This window comes from Paenibacillus sp. J31R30, from assembly GCF_059692115.1.
The window spans coordinates 987,625-1,002,640 of the sequence record NZ_JCAUAV010000001.1 but is presented as its reverse complement, the minus strand read 5'-3'; the positions used below and the strand labels follow the sequence as shown (position 1 = coordinate 1,002,640).

General features: G+C 43.7%; 18 protein-coding genes. 6 read left to right on the top strand and 12 right to left on the bottom strand.

Annotated features, from left to right (window positions below):
* Positions 1-58: 58 nt before the first annotated feature.
* The 3 genes from AC58QO_RS03615 to AC58QO_RS03605 all read right to left on the bottom strand — a co-directional run bounded on the left by AC58QO_RS03615 (position 59) and on the right by AC58QO_RS03605 (position 2,218).
* Entirely contained in the window at positions 59-460 is a 402-nt protein-coding gene (locus AC58QO_RS03615; RefSeq protein WP_497263927.1) for a DUF3397 domain-containing protein, read from the bottom strand.
* 13 nt (positions 461-473) lie between these two features.
* A complete protein-coding gene (locus AC58QO_RS03610) occupies positions 474-1,427 on the bottom strand; it encodes a ketopantoate reductase family protein (RefSeq protein WP_497263926.1) in 954 nt (317 codons plus the stop codon).
* 137 nt (positions 1,428-1,564) lie between these two features.
* The gene (locus AC58QO_RS03605) at positions 1,565-2,218 is read right to left on the bottom strand and encodes an RsfA family transcriptional regulator (RefSeq protein WP_497263925.1); all 654 of its coding nucleotides are present in this window, start codon (positions 2,216-2,218) and stop codon (positions 1,565-1,567) included.
* Between the two features lie 388 nt (positions 2,219-2,606).
* On the opposite strand from AC58QO_RS03605, the gene AC58QO_RS03600 reads away from it, so the two are divergent.
* Positions 2,607-2,837: a DUF2626 domain-containing protein gene (locus tag AC58QO_RS03600; protein ID WP_029196536.1), complete on the top strand. Its 231-nt coding sequence runs from the start codon at positions 2,607-2,609 to the stop codon at positions 2,835-2,837.
* 32 nt (positions 2,838-2,869) lie between these two features.
* Here the strand turns inward: AC58QO_RS03600 and AC58QO_RS03595 are convergent, their stop codons facing one another.
* Complete coding sequence (locus tag AC58QO_RS03595; protein WP_497263924.1) at positions 2,870-4,000, bottom strand: class I SAM-dependent methyltransferase; 1,131 nt, start codon at positions 3,998-4,000, stop codon at positions 2,870-2,872.
* Positions 4,001-4,090: 90 nt separating this feature from the next.
* Here AC58QO_RS03595 and AC58QO_RS03590 point away from each other — a divergent pair, with 90 nt between their 5' ends.
* The 3 genes from AC58QO_RS03590 to AC58QO_RS03580 all read left to right on the top strand — a co-directional run bounded on the left by AC58QO_RS03590 (position 4,091) and on the right by AC58QO_RS03580 (position 6,786).
* A complete protein-coding gene (locus AC58QO_RS03590; RefSeq protein WP_497263923.1) occupies positions 4,091-5,059 on the top strand; it encodes a hypothetical protein in 969 nt (322 codons plus the stop codon).
* Positions 5,060-5,158: 99 nt separating this feature from the next.
* Positions 5,159-6,256: a coiled-coil domain-containing protein gene (locus AC58QO_RS03585; RefSeq protein WP_497263922.1), complete on the top strand. Its 1,098-nt coding sequence runs from the start codon at positions 5,159-5,161 to the stop codon at positions 6,254-6,256.
* 38 nt (positions 6,257-6,294) lie between these two features.
* Positions 6,295-6,786 (top strand): hypothetical protein, encoded by a 492-nt coding sequence (locus tag AC58QO_RS03580; protein ID WP_497263921.1) that lies wholly within the window; start codon positions 6,295-6,297, stop codon positions 6,784-6,786.
* A gap of 44 nt (positions 6,787-6,830) precedes the next feature.
* Here the strand turns inward: AC58QO_RS03580 and AC58QO_RS03575 are convergent, their stop codons facing one another.
* Positions 6,831-8,162 (bottom strand): PhoH family protein, encoded by a 1,332-nt coding sequence (locus AC58QO_RS03575; RefSeq protein ID WP_497263920.1) that lies wholly within the window; start codon positions 8,160-8,162, stop codon positions 6,831-6,833.
* A 113-nt stretch (positions 8,163-8,275) separates the two neighbouring features.
* Between AC58QO_RS03575 and AC58QO_RS03570 the strand changes: the two genes are divergently transcribed.
* Positions 8,276-8,824 carry a YhcN/YlaJ family sporulation lipoprotein gene (locus AC58QO_RS03570; protein ID WP_497263919.1) on the top strand — a complete coding sequence of 183 codons (549 nt, stop codon included), beginning with the start codon at positions 8,276-8,278 and terminating at the stop codon, positions 8,822-8,824.
* A 40-nt stretch (positions 8,825-8,864) separates the two neighbouring features.
* On the opposite strand, the gene AC58QO_RS03565 is transcribed toward AC58QO_RS03570, so the two are convergent.
* The 6 genes from AC58QO_RS03565 to AC58QO_RS03540 all read right to left on the bottom strand — a co-directional run bounded on the left by AC58QO_RS03565 (position 8,865) and on the right by AC58QO_RS03540 (position 12,885).
* Positions 8,865-9,008, bottom strand: coding sequence for a hypothetical protein (locus AC58QO_RS03565; protein ID WP_497263918.1), 144 nt, complete (start codon positions 9,006-9,008; stop codon positions 8,865-8,867).
* A 185-nt stretch (positions 9,009-9,193) separates the two neighbouring features.
* Complete coding sequence (locus AC58QO_RS03560; RefSeq protein WP_497263917.1) at positions 9,194-9,475, bottom strand: hypothetical protein; 282 nt, start codon at positions 9,473-9,475, stop codon at positions 9,194-9,196.
* 1 nt (position 9,476) lies between these two features.
* Positions 9,477-9,926 carry a hypothetical protein gene (locus tag AC58QO_RS03555; RefSeq protein ID WP_497263916.1) on the bottom strand — a complete coding sequence of 150 codons (450 nt, stop codon included), beginning with the start codon at positions 9,924-9,926 and terminating at the stop codon, positions 9,477-9,479.
* Between the two features lie 21 nt (positions 9,927-9,947).
* Entirely contained in the window at positions 9,948-10,223 is a 276-nt protein-coding gene (locus tag AC58QO_RS03550; RefSeq protein ID WP_497264382.1) for a YlaH-like family protein, read from the bottom strand.
* A gap of 149 nt (positions 10,224-10,372) precedes the next feature.
* Positions 10,373-12,214 carry a translational GTPase TypA gene (gene typA / locus AC58QO_RS03545; RefSeq protein ID WP_497263915.1) on the bottom strand — a complete coding sequence of 614 codons (1,842 nt, stop codon included), beginning with the start codon at positions 12,212-12,214 and terminating at the stop codon, positions 10,373-10,375.
* Between the two features lie 164 nt (positions 12,215-12,378).
* Positions 12,379-12,885, bottom strand: coding sequence for a hypothetical protein (locus AC58QO_RS03540; RefSeq protein ID WP_497263914.1), 507 nt, complete (start codon positions 12,883-12,885; stop codon positions 12,379-12,381).
* Between the two features lie 186 nt (positions 12,886-13,071).
* Between AC58QO_RS03540 and AC58QO_RS03535 the strand changes: the two genes are divergently transcribed.
* Positions 13,072-14,277, top strand: a complete 1,206-nt coding sequence (locus tag AC58QO_RS03535; protein ID WP_497263913.1) for an MFS transporter — start codon at positions 13,072-13,074, stop codon at positions 14,275-14,277.
* A 24-nt stretch (positions 14,278-14,301) separates the two neighbouring features.
* Here the strand turns inward: AC58QO_RS03535 and AC58QO_RS03530 are convergent, their stop codons facing one another.
* Positions 14,302-14,982 carry a TerC family protein gene (locus AC58QO_RS03530; RefSeq protein WP_497263912.1) on the bottom strand — a complete coding sequence of 227 codons (681 nt, stop codon included), beginning with the start codon at positions 14,980-14,982 and terminating at the stop codon, positions 14,302-14,304.
* Positions 14,983-15,016 lie beyond the last annotated feature (34 nt).

Sequence of the window (15,016 nt, the reverse complement as noted above, 5' to 3'; positions counted from 1 at the left end):
ACAAACATCCACTAAATTATTGCCCAAATCAACCAAAATTAGGTAATTTCATTACCGTCTATGTTGAAAAAAGGTAGTTTTTCCCGATATGAATGAAAAACAATAGGATATATAGCGTAGATAAGCCCACAAAGCTAAGACGCCATACAAGCCTGCCTACTTTAATTAAATTAGTTTGCCCTTTCAAATGGTTTTGATAACCCCCAATAATACCAAATGCAATCAATAACATTAGTACAATCAGCCAGAAACCAAACTGGGTATGAAAGAGTTTGTTCCACATCAAAGATACGGATCCTAATAGAAACAAAGTTGTGACATCCATAGTAAACCTTGTAGTCATCTTCTTATCCTTCAGAAATAGATAGATGAGAAACCAAAAAAGCACAAACGTAATAAATGGCGCTACGGCCAGCATGGCATATAAAGTAGATAATAGACTAACGAAACCACTCAGCAAGAAGAGTCACCTCTTATTTTTCTATCGCTTTAATCATTCTATACACCATACGATGCGCGGGAAGCTCTAGCCCCATTTCATTACCCATTTCAACTAAGCGGCCATTCAAATAATCAACTTCGGTGTGCCGCGATGCTTCAATGTCCTGCAGCATGGAGGAATGATTCGCACTCGTTGCCTGACACACTTCAATAATAGTAGACCACAGATCATCCGGAAGCTTGATGCCTTTGGCCACGGCCAGGCGGAGCACTTCTTGATAGAGATCTTGCATGAGCGAACGTGTCCACTCGGAACGAAGTAATTCACCATTTTGCACGCGTAAAATCGCTGTTAGCGGGTTAATGACCACATTAATCACTAACTTACTCCAGATTCTGACTTCCATATTTTTCGACAAAACCGCATGAAATCCTGCTAGTTCCAACAACTGCACGAAAAAAATATGTTGGTTATCTTCCGTAAGCTTCTTATCCGTTTCCATATCCCCAAAATAGGTGATTCCATGACCTGTATGGCTGACTGAAGTCGAGCTGTTTCGCTTCGCCCCCTCCGTCGTAACCGCGAATAAAAGCTTAGCTCCCTCGATAGCTTGGCTTAATTTCAATTCATGACCTACCCCGTTTTGAAAGCAGACTAGATAGGTGTGATTCGACATTATACTTTTAAGATAATTGATAAGTTTTGGAGAAATCGCTGTTTGTTTCACCATGAGGAGAATATAGTCTACTGGCTGCGCTCTCGCAGCGACTTCTCCCCTCACTTCATCGGCATAGCTGCAGAAAACGATTGGTTGCCCATTCTTAGCCTCTTGTGAAGATATCCCATCAATCGTTATTCCTTGCTGATCCAATGCCTTTGCTTGTTCATCCGATCTTGTCACTACCGTTAATTGTGTGCAAAAAGGGGCAAGCTTCGAGGCGAAAAGCAGTCCTAAAGAGCCCGCTCCAATGATCATGATATGCATGCCATTCAACCACCCTTATTTCATATAACCACTATTATATAAAACAACAACAAAGTTGTCCTCTTAAGATACAGCAAAAAAGTCACAGACCAAGGCTCTCCTTGATCTGTGACTCCTGCTTGCATCTTGACAATCGCTCAATCTACTCTTTCCAAATTACCATTGGCATCCATTTTGAAACGAGGCTTCTCTTCTTCCTCTTCCTCAACCAGGAAAGCCATCTTCCTAGCACGATCCATAATTTGAATAAGCGCTTTATAATCATCATTGACAACACGATAATCAGTTTCAACTTCATTTACTTGCTTATTCAACTTGTTATTTTCTCTGCCAAGTCTATCGAGTTCGTCCTCTTTCTCCTGCAGTTCTTTTTCCAACGTTTTGATATGACGATTCATATCCTGATAGGTGTTGCGCCACTGCCTTAAGAAACGAATGACAGCATCTATCGAAAGCGTCTCTTCTGTAAATACTTCATTTTTGCCTGCTGGCACCTCTGGGCTATCAAGCAAACCAATCGAAGATGAGCCCGAAATCGAAACGGGTGCATGCTTTTTCAATTGCGTCCGTTTCTGACGCTGTGCTTTGGCAATTTGAATCGCTGCCTCATACTTCTTCCGAACAAAACTGTTCCAACGAAACCCACACGCGGCCGCTGTTCGTCCAATGCGCTCTCCAACTTCTTCAAACGCAGATAATTGTGTGCTTCCTTCCCGGATATGACGCAATGTCAATTCCGCTAAAATTAAGTCGTCTTCATCGCTCCAAGCATCTTGTCTAATTGCCGACATAAGGCCAAACCTCCTAACAAATTATAGGGATCTTTGGTCGGAGAGCAAAGTCTCTCCTTTTCGGGAGCTTCGATTCCTGATCAAATTCTCTCCTATTGCAGATGCATCATAAAGAAGAATCAATTAGTCAGACAGGTATCAATTGATTCGTTGCCATTATTACTATTTCTATGCCCGTACTAGAGTTCATAGAATCTATTTGATACTAAATGGTATTGCCAAATTTTTTGACCCTCATACATGGGATTCGTATAAAAAGACATACTACGTCTATATGATGAAATGTTTTCAATTTCGTCACCGTTTGACGGTTTACACCACTTGGATCAAACGGTATAATGTGTTGTAGTTATTGTGCAACGTGGTACGAGAGGGGGATGTAACGAGAATGGATCGCATGTTTCGGGTTCTAGGTTTTTGGACACTTGTTATCGCACTAATGAGCTTAGCTGGCGATATGATACCTATGTCTCTGATTTTCTTTTTTCAAACTGCCGTATTCGTCATTCTAGGCTATATGCGCTTGTCAGAACGTACTTACATATTGTTGTTCTGGGGATATATGATTATCTCCTTCAGCGGATTTACGTATTGGTCATTTTTCAAAATGTCCGTCTAACGCAGATGACAAACAAAAAGGTGAATCGGCAATTATGCCGGTTCACCTTTTTTCATAGCAATAAACACCTTAAACAATTCGCTCATCCCGTCACTAAGCAGCAATTGCCTGATCGAACGATTCCTCTTTGATACTTCACTGAAGGGATTCGGATCAAAATGGTTTTGCAGCTTCTCCAAAATGCCCTGCTCTACTAAGAACTGACGCTGTGTTGTCAGCTGACAAGACTCGAATCCACTTGCTGCCGCGGCCTTCTGACACAGACTAAAATTGACATGCGCGGTTATGTCCTGATCGCCTTGATGAATAAAGGGATTATCATGCGCTTCATGCCTGCGGTAGCACATTAATGTCCCGTTCTGTCGATGCGATGCAAAGAGTTCAGCTTCTACATCCCCATAATCAATAGCGATAACACAACCACTAAGAATCCGTTGTGAGAGTCGTTCATACCAAGCGCCTGCCTCTAAATTAATTTCCATCACCTGTCCATCCAACCATTGAACTTCCATTGCGGATAGATAGTCTACTATACGTTGAGATTGCAGAGGTAACCAGATCTCTTGGAGATGAGGCTCCCGTTCTTGCCAAATGACATGAGATTCTTGAAACATTTGATCCTGATAACGAATGCGATGAATCGGGAAAGCATCCAATAGTTCATTCGCTACTACATAGACATGTTCACTAGGAGCCTCTAGCAACCAAGTTGTTTCATCCAAGAAACGAATATGATCCTCATGTGCAGCGAGCGCAGCCTTTTGGAGCTGACGATGGTAAGGACTTGATTCAATAAGTGTATACGTTAAACGAACATAGATGTCAGGAGCAGCCCGCTTCATTTCATCAAGCAACTGAAGGGCCAACCGTCCATTCCCTCCGCCCCATTCAACCAGTTCAATGTATATCGGCAGATTGGATTGACTCTGAAGTTGTTTATATATAAATGCAGCCACCATCTCACCCATAACGGTTCCAATGGAAGAACTCGTATAGAAATCGCCTTGCTTGCCTATCTTGACTTGGTCCTTGCAATAATACCCACCCGGATTGTGATACAAGCATATTTCCATATAATCACGAAAAGAAATTCTTTGCTTCTCAGCCGAAAGAATTCTTTCTTTCAATGCTTGTATCACACTATTGTTTCCTAGTTGATTCACGATTGTAAAACCCCCAGTTCTTTACTTACAGACAAATGAATATGAAACCCTTATAATGATAAAGGATTATGGAAGGAGAGACAGCCCAGCATGACAAAGAAGTGGATTACCCTAACAGCGATAACGGCGATTGGCCTAGTCTCGCTGACAGCTTGTACAGACAACACGAAAGTTAAAGAAGCATTTCAACAATCCGTAAACAAACAATCAGAAATGAAGTCGTACACCTTCGATGGCAGCACGACACTCGCGATCAGTGATGGTTTAATGAAATCAGCTAACCCTCTTACAAATGGGTTGTTATCTTTGATCAGAGAAAGCACGATTACCTGGAAGGGTGTTAGCAATCTGGATCCCCTTCAGTTCCAAACAGACTTGCGAATAACGCCTAAGGGATCTACATCCCCCATCGATATACCAATTCTCATTAAAGATAGCAAATTGTATTTTAATATGCCAGCCTTAAATAAGACGGCAGATGAGTATTACGCGATTGATTTACAGAAAATGAGCGGGACAGCTGCAAGTCCTTTAACCGCTGATACCTTGAAGAACACTCCTCAAGTTTCTACGGCACTTAGTAAAGTGATTTTCGAAGGTATCGATGCCAAATGGTTCAAGGAAGCCAAGGATCCGGTTAAGCTGACGGACGGAACAACAGCGAAATCGATTCAGGTTGATCTGACGACTAAAAACGTGAAAGAAATCAACACACAATTCCAAGCCAAATTGCCAGAGTTTATTAGTTCCTTGCAGACGAATGGCTTCTTGTCCGCTGACAAAGCGGATGCACTTAAGAAAAACAGCCTTTCCTCTCTAACGCTGAAAGCACCTGGCAATATGAAAATTGCTATTGACGACAAAGGCTTTATTCGCGACCAATCCCTTGATATCACGTTCAGTGTGACGATGGATGGCAAAGCCTATGACAACCATATCGTACTGCATCAAAGCTACGATGCTATTAACCAAGGCACCACGTTGACGAAGGAAGTTCCTGCGAAGGTGAAGAGTTTTGATGACATTCTGAAGCTGTTAACACCAGCGGCTAAAAAATAGAACGAGGTCAAATACTTACCTTTCCCCAAAGGTAAGTATTTTTTTGTGCTTCATTTAATAGAAATATGATAATCTATTCATAGGGGGAGAATACCATCAATGAATTCTAAAAAACTCACAGCGCTGCTGTTATCCATTGTTTTGCTAACGCAACTCATATTACCTTACGGAGGCGTTTGGGCTGAAGAAACGCAGACTGCGCAAGATGAAGCCAAAGAGCTGGTCCAAAAAGGGCTTACTATTTTCGAAATCGATAAAGAGGTTGCTCGTTTAAACGAACAGGATGCCAAAATCGGTGAACAAATCAAACAGAATGAACAAGATATTGTGAAGCAAAATGGCAATGTTGAGACAACTCGTAAGCATGCCGGTAAAGTATTGCGAGCCTATTATACAGGAGATCGCGATTCGATTTGGATGCTGCTATTTGCGGCCAACTCCTTCACGGATGTCTTGAAAATGTTTGAATACTTACAGATGATTATTACCAATGACCATCGTTCGCTTGCTACGTTCACCGACTCTTATCAAAAGCTCAAAAACTTACAAATCGAGTTAGCCAATTCTCGAACTGAGCTGCAGACAACCAAAACTAAATTCCTCGAGCAGCGTGAGCGACTCGTTAAGCTTCAAGAAGAGCTGGACAAACAGCTGGCTGTCAGTGCGCAAGCTCAGGTCATTGCAACCCAAATCAAAAGCTTAAATGATCAATGGAAACAAGAAGGCTTGCCATTGGCGAGAGATTATCTGGACAATTTATCTTTGGCTTTCCGCGAACTTCCACAATTTCTTATGTCGGACAGTAAGTATATTAGCATCACATCCACAACACCTGTTGTCAATCTTACGGACGTAGATTTCAATTCGTATCTTCACTCCAAGAGCGAGCTTCTGAAAACGTTAAATTTTGAATTCAAAGATGGAGCAATGGTCGCCACAGGCAAAAAAGGCGAGTTGCAGATAGCCATACAAGGGAACTTCGTCCTTCTCAAGAACACAGATAACTTGAATGAAGTCCGCTTTGTCGTTGATAATCTTGAATTTAACAGCTTCAAGCTGCCGGATACGACCATCGCAGACTTTACGAAGGAATTTTCTTTAGGTTTTGTACCGAAAAAAGTCGTGAGCTACCTCGATGTGATCAGTGTCGAGACCAAAAAAGGCGTGGCAGTTGTGAAACTCAAATTATCTCTGTAAACTAGTAGGGATAATGCATGGAAAAGTGAGGAACAACGATGGAATTCAAAATTGGTCTAATGATGGATCTGCCTGATGGCAAAATACCCGGCTTCTATGCCCAAATCGTCAAAGCACTTGCCGGCAAAGTCGAGTTATTCGATCGCGATAAAGAAATGCTGATTGTCAGTAATGAAGAGCAGCAACGCGCAGCACTTGAGGTTATGGCCCATTTTAACATCGAGACTACGATCATGGATCTTCGTTTGCTGGACAACGAGGCTGAATTGACGGATTTGTTCTCGGATTACGGGTTCACAAGCCGCGCCGAACATAACTATGTGTACGATAAAATCGTCATTCCTTTCCGTTTCACTTCGAGCAGTCCCGCAGTCGAGGTAGATCAAGCAGCCCTACAGGTTGAAGAGCACCTCATTGCCCAATACAAAGACGCCGCGAATCACGATGTGTATGTTGTCGATCGGCAGCTCGAAGAGCTCATGCACGGAATTGCCAAAGCGTATCGCTGCAGCATCGAAATCGTACGCTAAATACAGCAAAAAGCCCACATCAGCTGATGTGGGCTTTTCTCTTTTTAGAGCAAATCTGCTGCCAATTGAGCTAGATGCGAGCGTTCGCCGCGCTCCAATGTGATATGTCCGCTTATACCTTCCTGTTTAAACCGCTCTACCACATACGTAAGCCCATTGCTTGATGCATCCAGGTATGGATGGTCAATTTGATCCGGATCACCCAGGAGAACGATTTTACTGCCTTCTCCAACGCGAGATACAATCGTTTTCACTTCGTGTTTGGATAGGTTCTGCGCTTCATCAATAATAATAAATTGACCAGGAATAGACCGCCCACGAATATACGTTAGCGCCTCTACTTGAATACTACCTAGACCAGCAAGTATTTTTTCAATATCACCTGGTTTTTTGGTATCGAATAAATATTCCAAATTATCGTAGATCGGCTGCATCCAGGGACGCAACTTTTCATCTTTTTCACCAGGCAGGTATCCAATATCCTTGCCCATCGGGACGACCGGACGAGCAATCAGCAGTTTCTTGTATTTACGATCATCCTCAATTTTCATGAGCCCCGCAGCTAACGTAAGCAGCGTTTTACCTGTACCCGCTTTCCCAGTCAGGGTGACGAGCGGGATTTCGTCATTGAGCAGAAGCTCAAGAGCCATTCGCTGCTGCGCATTGCGCGCGGCAATTCCCCAGATGGGATCGTTACTCATGTAAAGCGGCTCAAGTTTTTTGGCATCCGGTGTAACTTTGAGCAATGCAGATTTGGAAGAGCCTAGCTCATCACGCAATATCACGAACTCATGAGGATGCAGCATGTAGCTCAAATTCAATGAAGTAACGGTCAAGAAGCGATACGAGTAAAACTCATCAATGATGGATGGATGAACGAAAAGCGTAATATAGCCTGTATACATATCGGTTTGAGCTACGATTCGATCGGTTAGATAATCCTGTGCTGGAATCCCCAATACATCCGCTTTAATTCGAACCAAAGTATCTTTACTGACGATTACGACGGGCCTAGCCACATCATTTTCTTGCTCTTCTAAATGGTAGTTTAGGGCAACCGCGAGAATGCGATTGTCATTCGTTAATTCAGCAAAGGTATCTTGCAGCTTCGCAAAGCTGCGGTGGTTAAGCTCCACTTTAATGCTGCCACCATGCTCAAGGGTAATCCCATCGGATAAATTACCTTTGGCTCTTAATCCGTCTAGTAATCTTGAGACATGTCTAGCATTGCGACCGATTTCATCCGCATTGCGTTTCTTAGAATCGATTTCCTCCAACACCACGGCGGGTATGACCACTTCATTATCTTCAAATGCAAATAAAGCATTAGGGTCCTGAAGCAGTACATTGGTATCTAACACGTAAATTTTTTTCATTGGTGTGTCCCCTCCCAGATTTGGCGTTAGATCAGTGGTTATATTCATACATACAACCTAACCGTACAGGACAAACTAAACGCGAGATTCAAGGAAAGAAGGGAACGATTCTGGTGAGACTAATATACGTATGTGGACTGATTCTGATCCTCGCGGTAGGCTGCAGTCAAGCGCCGAAAAGTGGTGCCCCCTCTCAAGATACGAATAATAGACAAGTAAAAGTTCAACAAATTGCTCCGCAAAAGCTTGAGATCAAAGATTCTAAGGCGGTTGCAGCGCATTTGGAAAACCTAGCATTGAGTATCCCTCAGGTGGAGAGCGCACATTGCGTTGTCTTCGGCAATACAGCTGTCGTCGGCATCAACATTAAGAAGGAGCTTGATCGTGCCAGAGTAGGTACCGTGAAGTATTCGGTAGCTGAAGCACTCAAGAAGGATCCTTATGGCGTGAATGCGATCGTGACGGCTGATATGGATCTTGATCAACGCTTACGCAACATTCGGGATAACATTCAAGCTGGAAGACCCATCACAGGCTTTGCCGAGCAAATGGCTGATATCGTAGGTCGTGTTATGCCACAATTGCCCCGTGATATTCGCAATGACCCTGATATCGATAACGCAAGCCCTGACGGTACGAGCCCACAGGTTCCAGCCCGATAAACCGCTGAAGATGACAAAAAGCCTGACTGCATACGCAGATCTAGGCTTTTTTTATCGCATCAAAAACTTGGCCGAGTGAAATAATCGCATCTCGGCTCTCACAAGCTTTCGCATATTCAGCTATATTCATCATGTGGGCGCTATCTATCCATTGCATCGGTGCAGCTGTTAGGTGTTCAGCCATGTCGTTTGCGCCTCCTACTAGGTTGTTGAAAACGCTCCTTACACTTACAGTATAGCATAGCGGGTGCCAAGCGTTCCACCATTATGTATCTATTTTCAATTCAACTAGGCACACCTTTAGCCCAGATATACTTTAGTGTACGTCGATTTGGTAAAGTTATGTCCTTAATTCACAGCGTTAAACCGCTATTGATTGTTATAAATAGGGTTTGAGTTAATATCATCAAGCAGCTTCTCCGCACTATCGCGATCGAAACAATGCTTATGATACTCCCCCTCATGATTATAGCCGATCCAAATTTTCATTGGATCCTCTACAGGTAGAACCTCAAGATTACTGACTTTGTGATCTTCAACTAAAATAAGTGCAAAAAAGTCCAACGTCTCTTTAGCCGCTTCATCTTCTGGTCGAGCCTGTGAAACAATATGCATCTGCAGCCAATTGAAAAAGGCATCACCTAACTTCATCTCAGCGTCCATCCTCTCTTAGTAGAACCATGTCATAACCAGCTTCTAACCATTGCAACCATTGTTTCGTCCAACGGTCTATCATCTCATCACTTGCTTCCCTTCGTTCCTCCAACACTAACTTCAAGCCCATTACCATAGCTTTCGCCTCCTGGCGATTCAGCAAACGGTCCAGAAAGGCTTCTGCACAGTGCGAAAGATGAAAAGGCTTACCATCAAACACAATATCTCCTTCAAGCGTTAAATCTAATTCTACGAGGTCTGATCCACACACGTCTTCCTCATCACTCAGCAGCAGACTCGATTTGAACATCGCTAGCAAACGAGGATGCTGATGAGCAGCCAGTTGGCGGAAAGCTTCAAAATCGGCATCAGGCAGGCAGCTCAAGCGCTCTGCGCCAAGCACAAGCGGGGAATAACCCAGGATCGGCGTCAACCAGTATCGGGGCATATGGCATGGACTCCTTACTATTTAAGTCGGCCTCTTGCCGCTTCTTTTCTCAATAAAATAACGAATTCTCACCATCAGCATCAAGGAGATCGCAACTGCCAAACAAAGTACAATAGGCAGTCCTACAATTTGAAATACGAGCAGCATCACGGAACCGATTCCTAGCAGCACATAGATAATCGCTGTTTTGAGCACCGGTAATTTGCGCGTACGGAATACTTTATTGTACACATAGGACATGAAAACGAAGATTAGTAGATACGTGATGAAGAGGTGATTGGCAAACCATTCATTCAAGGCAGTCAACAAACATACACTCCATTTCATTAATAAGTTAAGTCTTAACGTTGTTGTAACATTCCTCATTATCCCTTAAATCTACAAATAAATAAAGGGAAATGCGGCTGGATAGCCGACATTTCCCTAAATTCGTACATACTTGTGAATTAAGCGTTAGCTTCCGCCATTTTGCGGTTTTTCTCAGCACGCTCGCGCTCGCTCTTGTTCAAAATCTTTTTACGGATACGAACCGATTTCGGTGTAATTTCACAATACTCATCATCATTCAAATACTCAAGTGCTTGCTCCAAAGAGTACATACGAGGAGTTTTCATTTTGACCGTTTCTTCTTTGTTCGCGGAACGAATGTTGTTTACCGCTTTTTCTTTACAGATGTTAACGATGATATCATTGTCACGTGTATGCTCACCAACAACCATACCTTCGTAAACTTCAGTTTGCGGATGTACGAACAAGATACCGCGATCTTCAACGGAAAGAATTCCGTAAAGTGTGGAAACGCCGGATTCGCTGGATACTAGTACGCCTTCGTGACGTCCGCCAACCCCTGCTCCTTGGTATGGACCGTAGCTGTCAAACGCATGGTTCATAATTCCGTAACCGCGAGTCAATGTCAAGAAGTTCGTTCTGTAACCGATCAATCCACGAGCTGGGATCAAGAACTCAAGACGAACGTTACCGCTGCCGTTGTTGATCATGTTAACCATCTCAGCTTTACGTGAACCTAAGCTCTCCATTACGGAACCCATGCTATCTTCTGGAACGTCGATGATCAAACGCTCAATCGGCTCCATTTTTTGTCCGTCGATTTGACGAATGATAACTTCTGGTTTGGAAACTTGCAATTCAAAGCCTTCACGACGCATGTTCTCGATCAAAATACCTAAGTGAAGCTCACCGCGGCCTGATACGATGAAAGCATCCGGGCTATCTGTATCTTCTACACGTAAGCTAACGTCTGTTTCAAGCTCTTTGTATAGACGCTCACGGATTTTACGGGAAGTAACCCATTTACCTTCACGACCCGCGAATGGCGAGTTGTTAACGATAAATGTCATTTGAAGCGTTGGCTCATCAATTTTCAATACTGGCAATGCTTCTGGGTTCGCTGGATCAGCTACCGTTTCACCAATGTTGATATCTTTGATACCTGCAATGGCAATGATGTCCCCTGCAGCTGCTTCTTCAATCTCAATACGTTTCAACCCTGTGAAACCGAAAAGCTTCTCGATTCTAGCTTGCTTTTGTCCGCCTTCACGCGTCATAACTGTAACGGTTTGGCCTTGACGAATTTTACCACGGTTCACACGGCCTACGCCGATACGACCCAAGTACTCATTGTAATCCATCAATGTAACTAGGAATTGAAGCGGTTGTTCAACATCTTCCGTTGGAGATGGGATGTGTTGAACAACTGTTTCATAAATAGCTTCCATGTTATCATCTTGCTTCTCTGGATCAAGGCTTGATGTTCCTTGCAATGCGGATGCATATACAACGTGGAAATCAAGTTGCTCATCAGTAGCACCAAGTTCAATAAACAAATCAAGTACTTCGTCAACAACTTCTTGAGGACGAGCGTTTGGACGGTCAATTTTGTTAACAACTACTACCGGAGATAGGTTGCTTTCAAGAGCTTTACGCAGAACGAACTTCGTTTGTGGCATTGTGCCTTCGAAAGCATCAACAACCAACAATACGCCGTCTACCATTTTCATGATCCGTTCAACTTCGCCGCCGAAGTCAGCATGTCCTGGTGTATCTACAATGTTAATCAAGTAGTCTTTATAGTTAATCGCCGTATTTTTGGCAAGGATGGTAATACCGCGTTCTCTCTCTAGATCGTTGGAGTCCATCGCTCTTTCTTGAATAGCCTCGTTATCGCGGAATGTTCCGGATTGCTGAAGCAATTTATCTACGAGTGTTGTTTTACCGTGGTCAACGTGTGCGATAATAGCAATGTTGCGAATCTTGTCTCTTGCATGCATGAATGTCAAACCCTCTCTACCCTATAATTTTCGTCTCTGTTCATAAAACAAGCGTCGGACATAAGCGCCGACGCTTGACATTTACCCTTAGTATACGCAGTTTCTCGACATTATGCAAGACAAAAGGCACACTTAACAAAACTTTTAACTGGAAAGAATCAAGTTCACCATAATCTTCGCTTTCGGAAAATCATGGAAAGTCCAGCAACCACAAGGATCAAAGCGATTACATAAATCCCTAATTTGAAAAGTATCGTTAAGCCAAAAAGCGCCGCCGATATGATTCCCAACACGATGGCTGCGATCCAAATGCTGCGATCACTCCCGCGTTCAAACAAATGAAGCTCATATAAACCAATCGCTATTCCTAAAATGAAACCCGGCCAAATATAGCTCATGGAACCCCAGCCGAATAAATTGCAAAAGAAAAACATGAGGGCATACGTGGTTAAAATACCACCAGGAACGAGCACGCCAGCCGGTAATCTGCGGTTGAAATACAAGTAATGCAAGAGCAGTCCAGGCACAAGTAAAAGAAGCGGCCAAAAGAAGGAAAGAAGAAGCTGGAACACCCCTAATTTGCCTAGCAACAAGACCACAGCCAAGCCGATAAATAAAATGCCAATGGAGTAGCTATTTCTAGCGATACGAATCCCTCCTAAAATGTGCAAATGGTGAACGGGCCCAAATCGTTATAAAATCGACACCCTTCTACAAATATTTTATCTCACATGACAGGAAATTGCTAGGTGTTTATCATGGTTCAGCATTGCGTTCAATTCCATTTGTCTGGGTATACTAAGGCACACGCAGAACCCCTTTGCCTAAGGTCTCTGCTGTTCAAATGGGGAGGTAGCATGGAACAATCAATAACTAGGAACAAGCAGAAACGAAAACCGTTATGGACCAAAGCCTTCTTGATAACTGCCCTGGCTAATTTACTGCTTTTTTTCAGCTTTCAAATGCTCATTCCAACTATTCCTACTCATCTATCTCAATTAGGCGGAGACAACATGCAAGTCGGACTAGTTATTGGGATATTCACCATTTCCTCGCTTCTTACGCGACCATTCGCCGGCAGAGCACTAGACTCACTCGGTAGAAAACATGTCCTTCTCGTTGGGTTAGCGATTTGCGCATTTACGATTGCCGGCTATTCATATATCGCTGCGGTGACACTCATTTTAGCCGCACGCTTTGTTCATGGTATCGGCTGGGGGTTGTCAACAACCTCTCTGGGCACGGTGATCGCCGATATTATCCCGCCAGAACGCCGCGGAGAAGGAATGGGCTACTACGGATTATCGAATACTTTCGCTATGGCCGTCGGTCCACTCACAGGACTATGGGTCATGCAAGCATTCGGATTCTCGTATGTCCTTTTGATATCAACGATTCTTGCGATATTGTCTTTGTTCAGCTCGCTATTCATCACCTATCCGAAGCCGATTATACCCACGAAACCAGCACAACGACTTCGGTTCACAGATCGATTATGGGAGCGAACAGCACTGCTTCCCTCTGTTCTTCTGCTATGCACCGCCATCTGTTACGGTGGAATCGTGACCTTTATTACTTTATTCGCCATCGAAGCAGGCATTGCAAAAGTAGGCCTATTCTTCCTATGCAACGCCAGCATGGTATTACTCGTACGCCCTATTACTGGCGTTCTCTTTGACCGCAAAGGACCCGAATGGGTACTCCTTCCCGGCGCGATCTTCACAATTGCAGGGCTTTTGCTGCTGTCCTATGCTCACTCCAATATGAGCTTGGCGATTGCCGCCCTATGTTACGGCGTAGGCTTCGGCTCCATCCAACCGGCCCTCCAGGCATGGACGATAGCACGTTCTTCCCCAGAGCGGCGCGGCGCAGCCAATGGCACCTTCTTTTCTGCGAATGACCTCGGCATTGGATTAGGCGCAATGGTGTTAGGGGCTCTCGCCAACTGGAGCGGCAGCTACGCCTTGATGTACAGGTACTCCACTACACTCATCTTCGTATTTCTACTGATCTATGGATGGTCCTTCTGGGCGCTAACTTTGCATAAAAAAACAGCACACTGACCTAATCGTCAGCGTGCTTATTTGTCATTCATTTCTTGTCTTGAATTGAAATAACCGCACCCATTTGGCAATTCCACCTGTAGCAATGACGATCGCAGTGGTCATAACTGGAATCCAAACATGCAAAAATTCAAAATCATGCAGCAGCCAATCAATCATCTTCTCATCTTTTACAAACATTTCACCAGCTGTATATCCAAGGATTCCCGCGCCTAAATAGACTAAAATCGGATACTTCTGCAATAAATTCATCACGAGTGTGCTTCCCCAAATAATGATTGGAATACTGAGCCCGATACCTAGAATAATGACCGTATTATTTCCATTTCCTTTGGCCGCAATTGCTAAGACATTGTCCAAGCTCATAACGAAATCAGCGACAATGATCGTCCATATCGCCTTGCCAAGTGTGGCGGCTTCCTTAATATTCGAGTGTCCGTCTTCGTCCGTAAGCAGCTTAATAGCAATCCATAACAGCAAGATCGAACCGCCTGCTTGTATAAAAGGGATCGTCAGCAAACTTACTGCTACGAGAGTAAGAATCAATCGCAATGCAATGGCTCCAAAGGCCCCCCACCAAATGGCAAGCTTTCTCTGCTCTATGGGGAGATTTTTGCTAGCTAGCGCGATTACAACCGCATTATCACCGCTGAGCACAATATTAATCAACATAATTTGTAAGAATAAAAAGAGCGCATCAATCATGCTTCTGGGCCTCCTGGCGGACATGGAGAGCAAA

What these genes read in the sequence shown, in the direction of transcription:
- AC58QO_RS03610 (WP_497263926.1), bottom strand. Translation starts at nt 1,427, where the DNA reads ATGCATATCATGATCATTGGAGCGGGCTCTTTAGGACTGCTTTTCGCC.
- AC58QO_RS03605 (WP_497263925.1), bottom strand. Translation starts at nt 2,218, where the DNA reads ATGTCGGCAATTAGACAAGATGCTTGGAGCGATGAAGACGACTTAATT.
- AC58QO_RS03600 (WP_029196536.1), top strand. Translation starts at nt 2,607, where the DNA reads ATGGATCGCATGTTTCGGGTTCTAGGTTTTTGGACACTTGTTATCGCA.
- AC58QO_RS03590 (WP_497263923.1), top strand. Translation starts at nt 4,091, where the DNA reads ATGACAAAGAAGTGGATTACCCTAACAGCGATAACGGCGATTGGCCTA.
- AC58QO_RS03585 (WP_497263922.1), top strand. Translation starts at nt 5,159, where the DNA reads ATGAATTCTAAAAAACTCACAGCGCTGCTGTTATCCATTGTTTTGCTA.
- AC58QO_RS03580 (WP_497263921.1), top strand. Translation starts at nt 6,295, where the DNA reads ATGGAATTCAAAATTGGTCTAATGATGGATCTGCCTGATGGCAAAATA.
- AC58QO_RS03575 (WP_497263920.1), bottom strand. Translation starts at nt 8,162, where the DNA reads ATGAAAAAAATTTACGTGTTAGATACCAATGTACTGCTTCAGGACCCT.
- AC58QO_RS03565 (WP_497263918.1), bottom strand. Translation starts at nt 9,008, where the DNA reads ATGGCTGAACACCTAACAGCTGCACCGATGCAATGGATAGATAGCGCC.
- AC58QO_RS03560 (WP_497263917.1), bottom strand. Translation starts at nt 9,475, where the DNA reads ATGAAGTTAGGTGATGCCTTTTTCAATTGGCTGCAGATGCATATTGTT.
- AC58QO_RS03555 (WP_497263916.1), bottom strand. Translation starts at nt 9,926, where the DNA reads ATGCCCCGATACTGGTTGACGCCGATCCTGGGTTATTCCCCGCTTGTG.
- typA (WP_497263915.1), bottom strand. Translation starts at nt 12,214, where the DNA reads ATGCATGCAAGAGACAAGATTCGCAACATTGCTATTATCGCACACGTT.
- AC58QO_RS03535 (WP_497263913.1), top strand. Translation starts at nt 13,072, where the DNA reads ATGGAACAATCAATAACTAGGAACAAGCAGAAACGAAAACCGTTATGG.
- AC58QO_RS03530 (WP_497263912.1), bottom strand. Translation starts at nt 14,982, where the DNA reads ATGATTGATGCGCTCTTTTTATTCTTACAAATTATGTTGATTAATATT.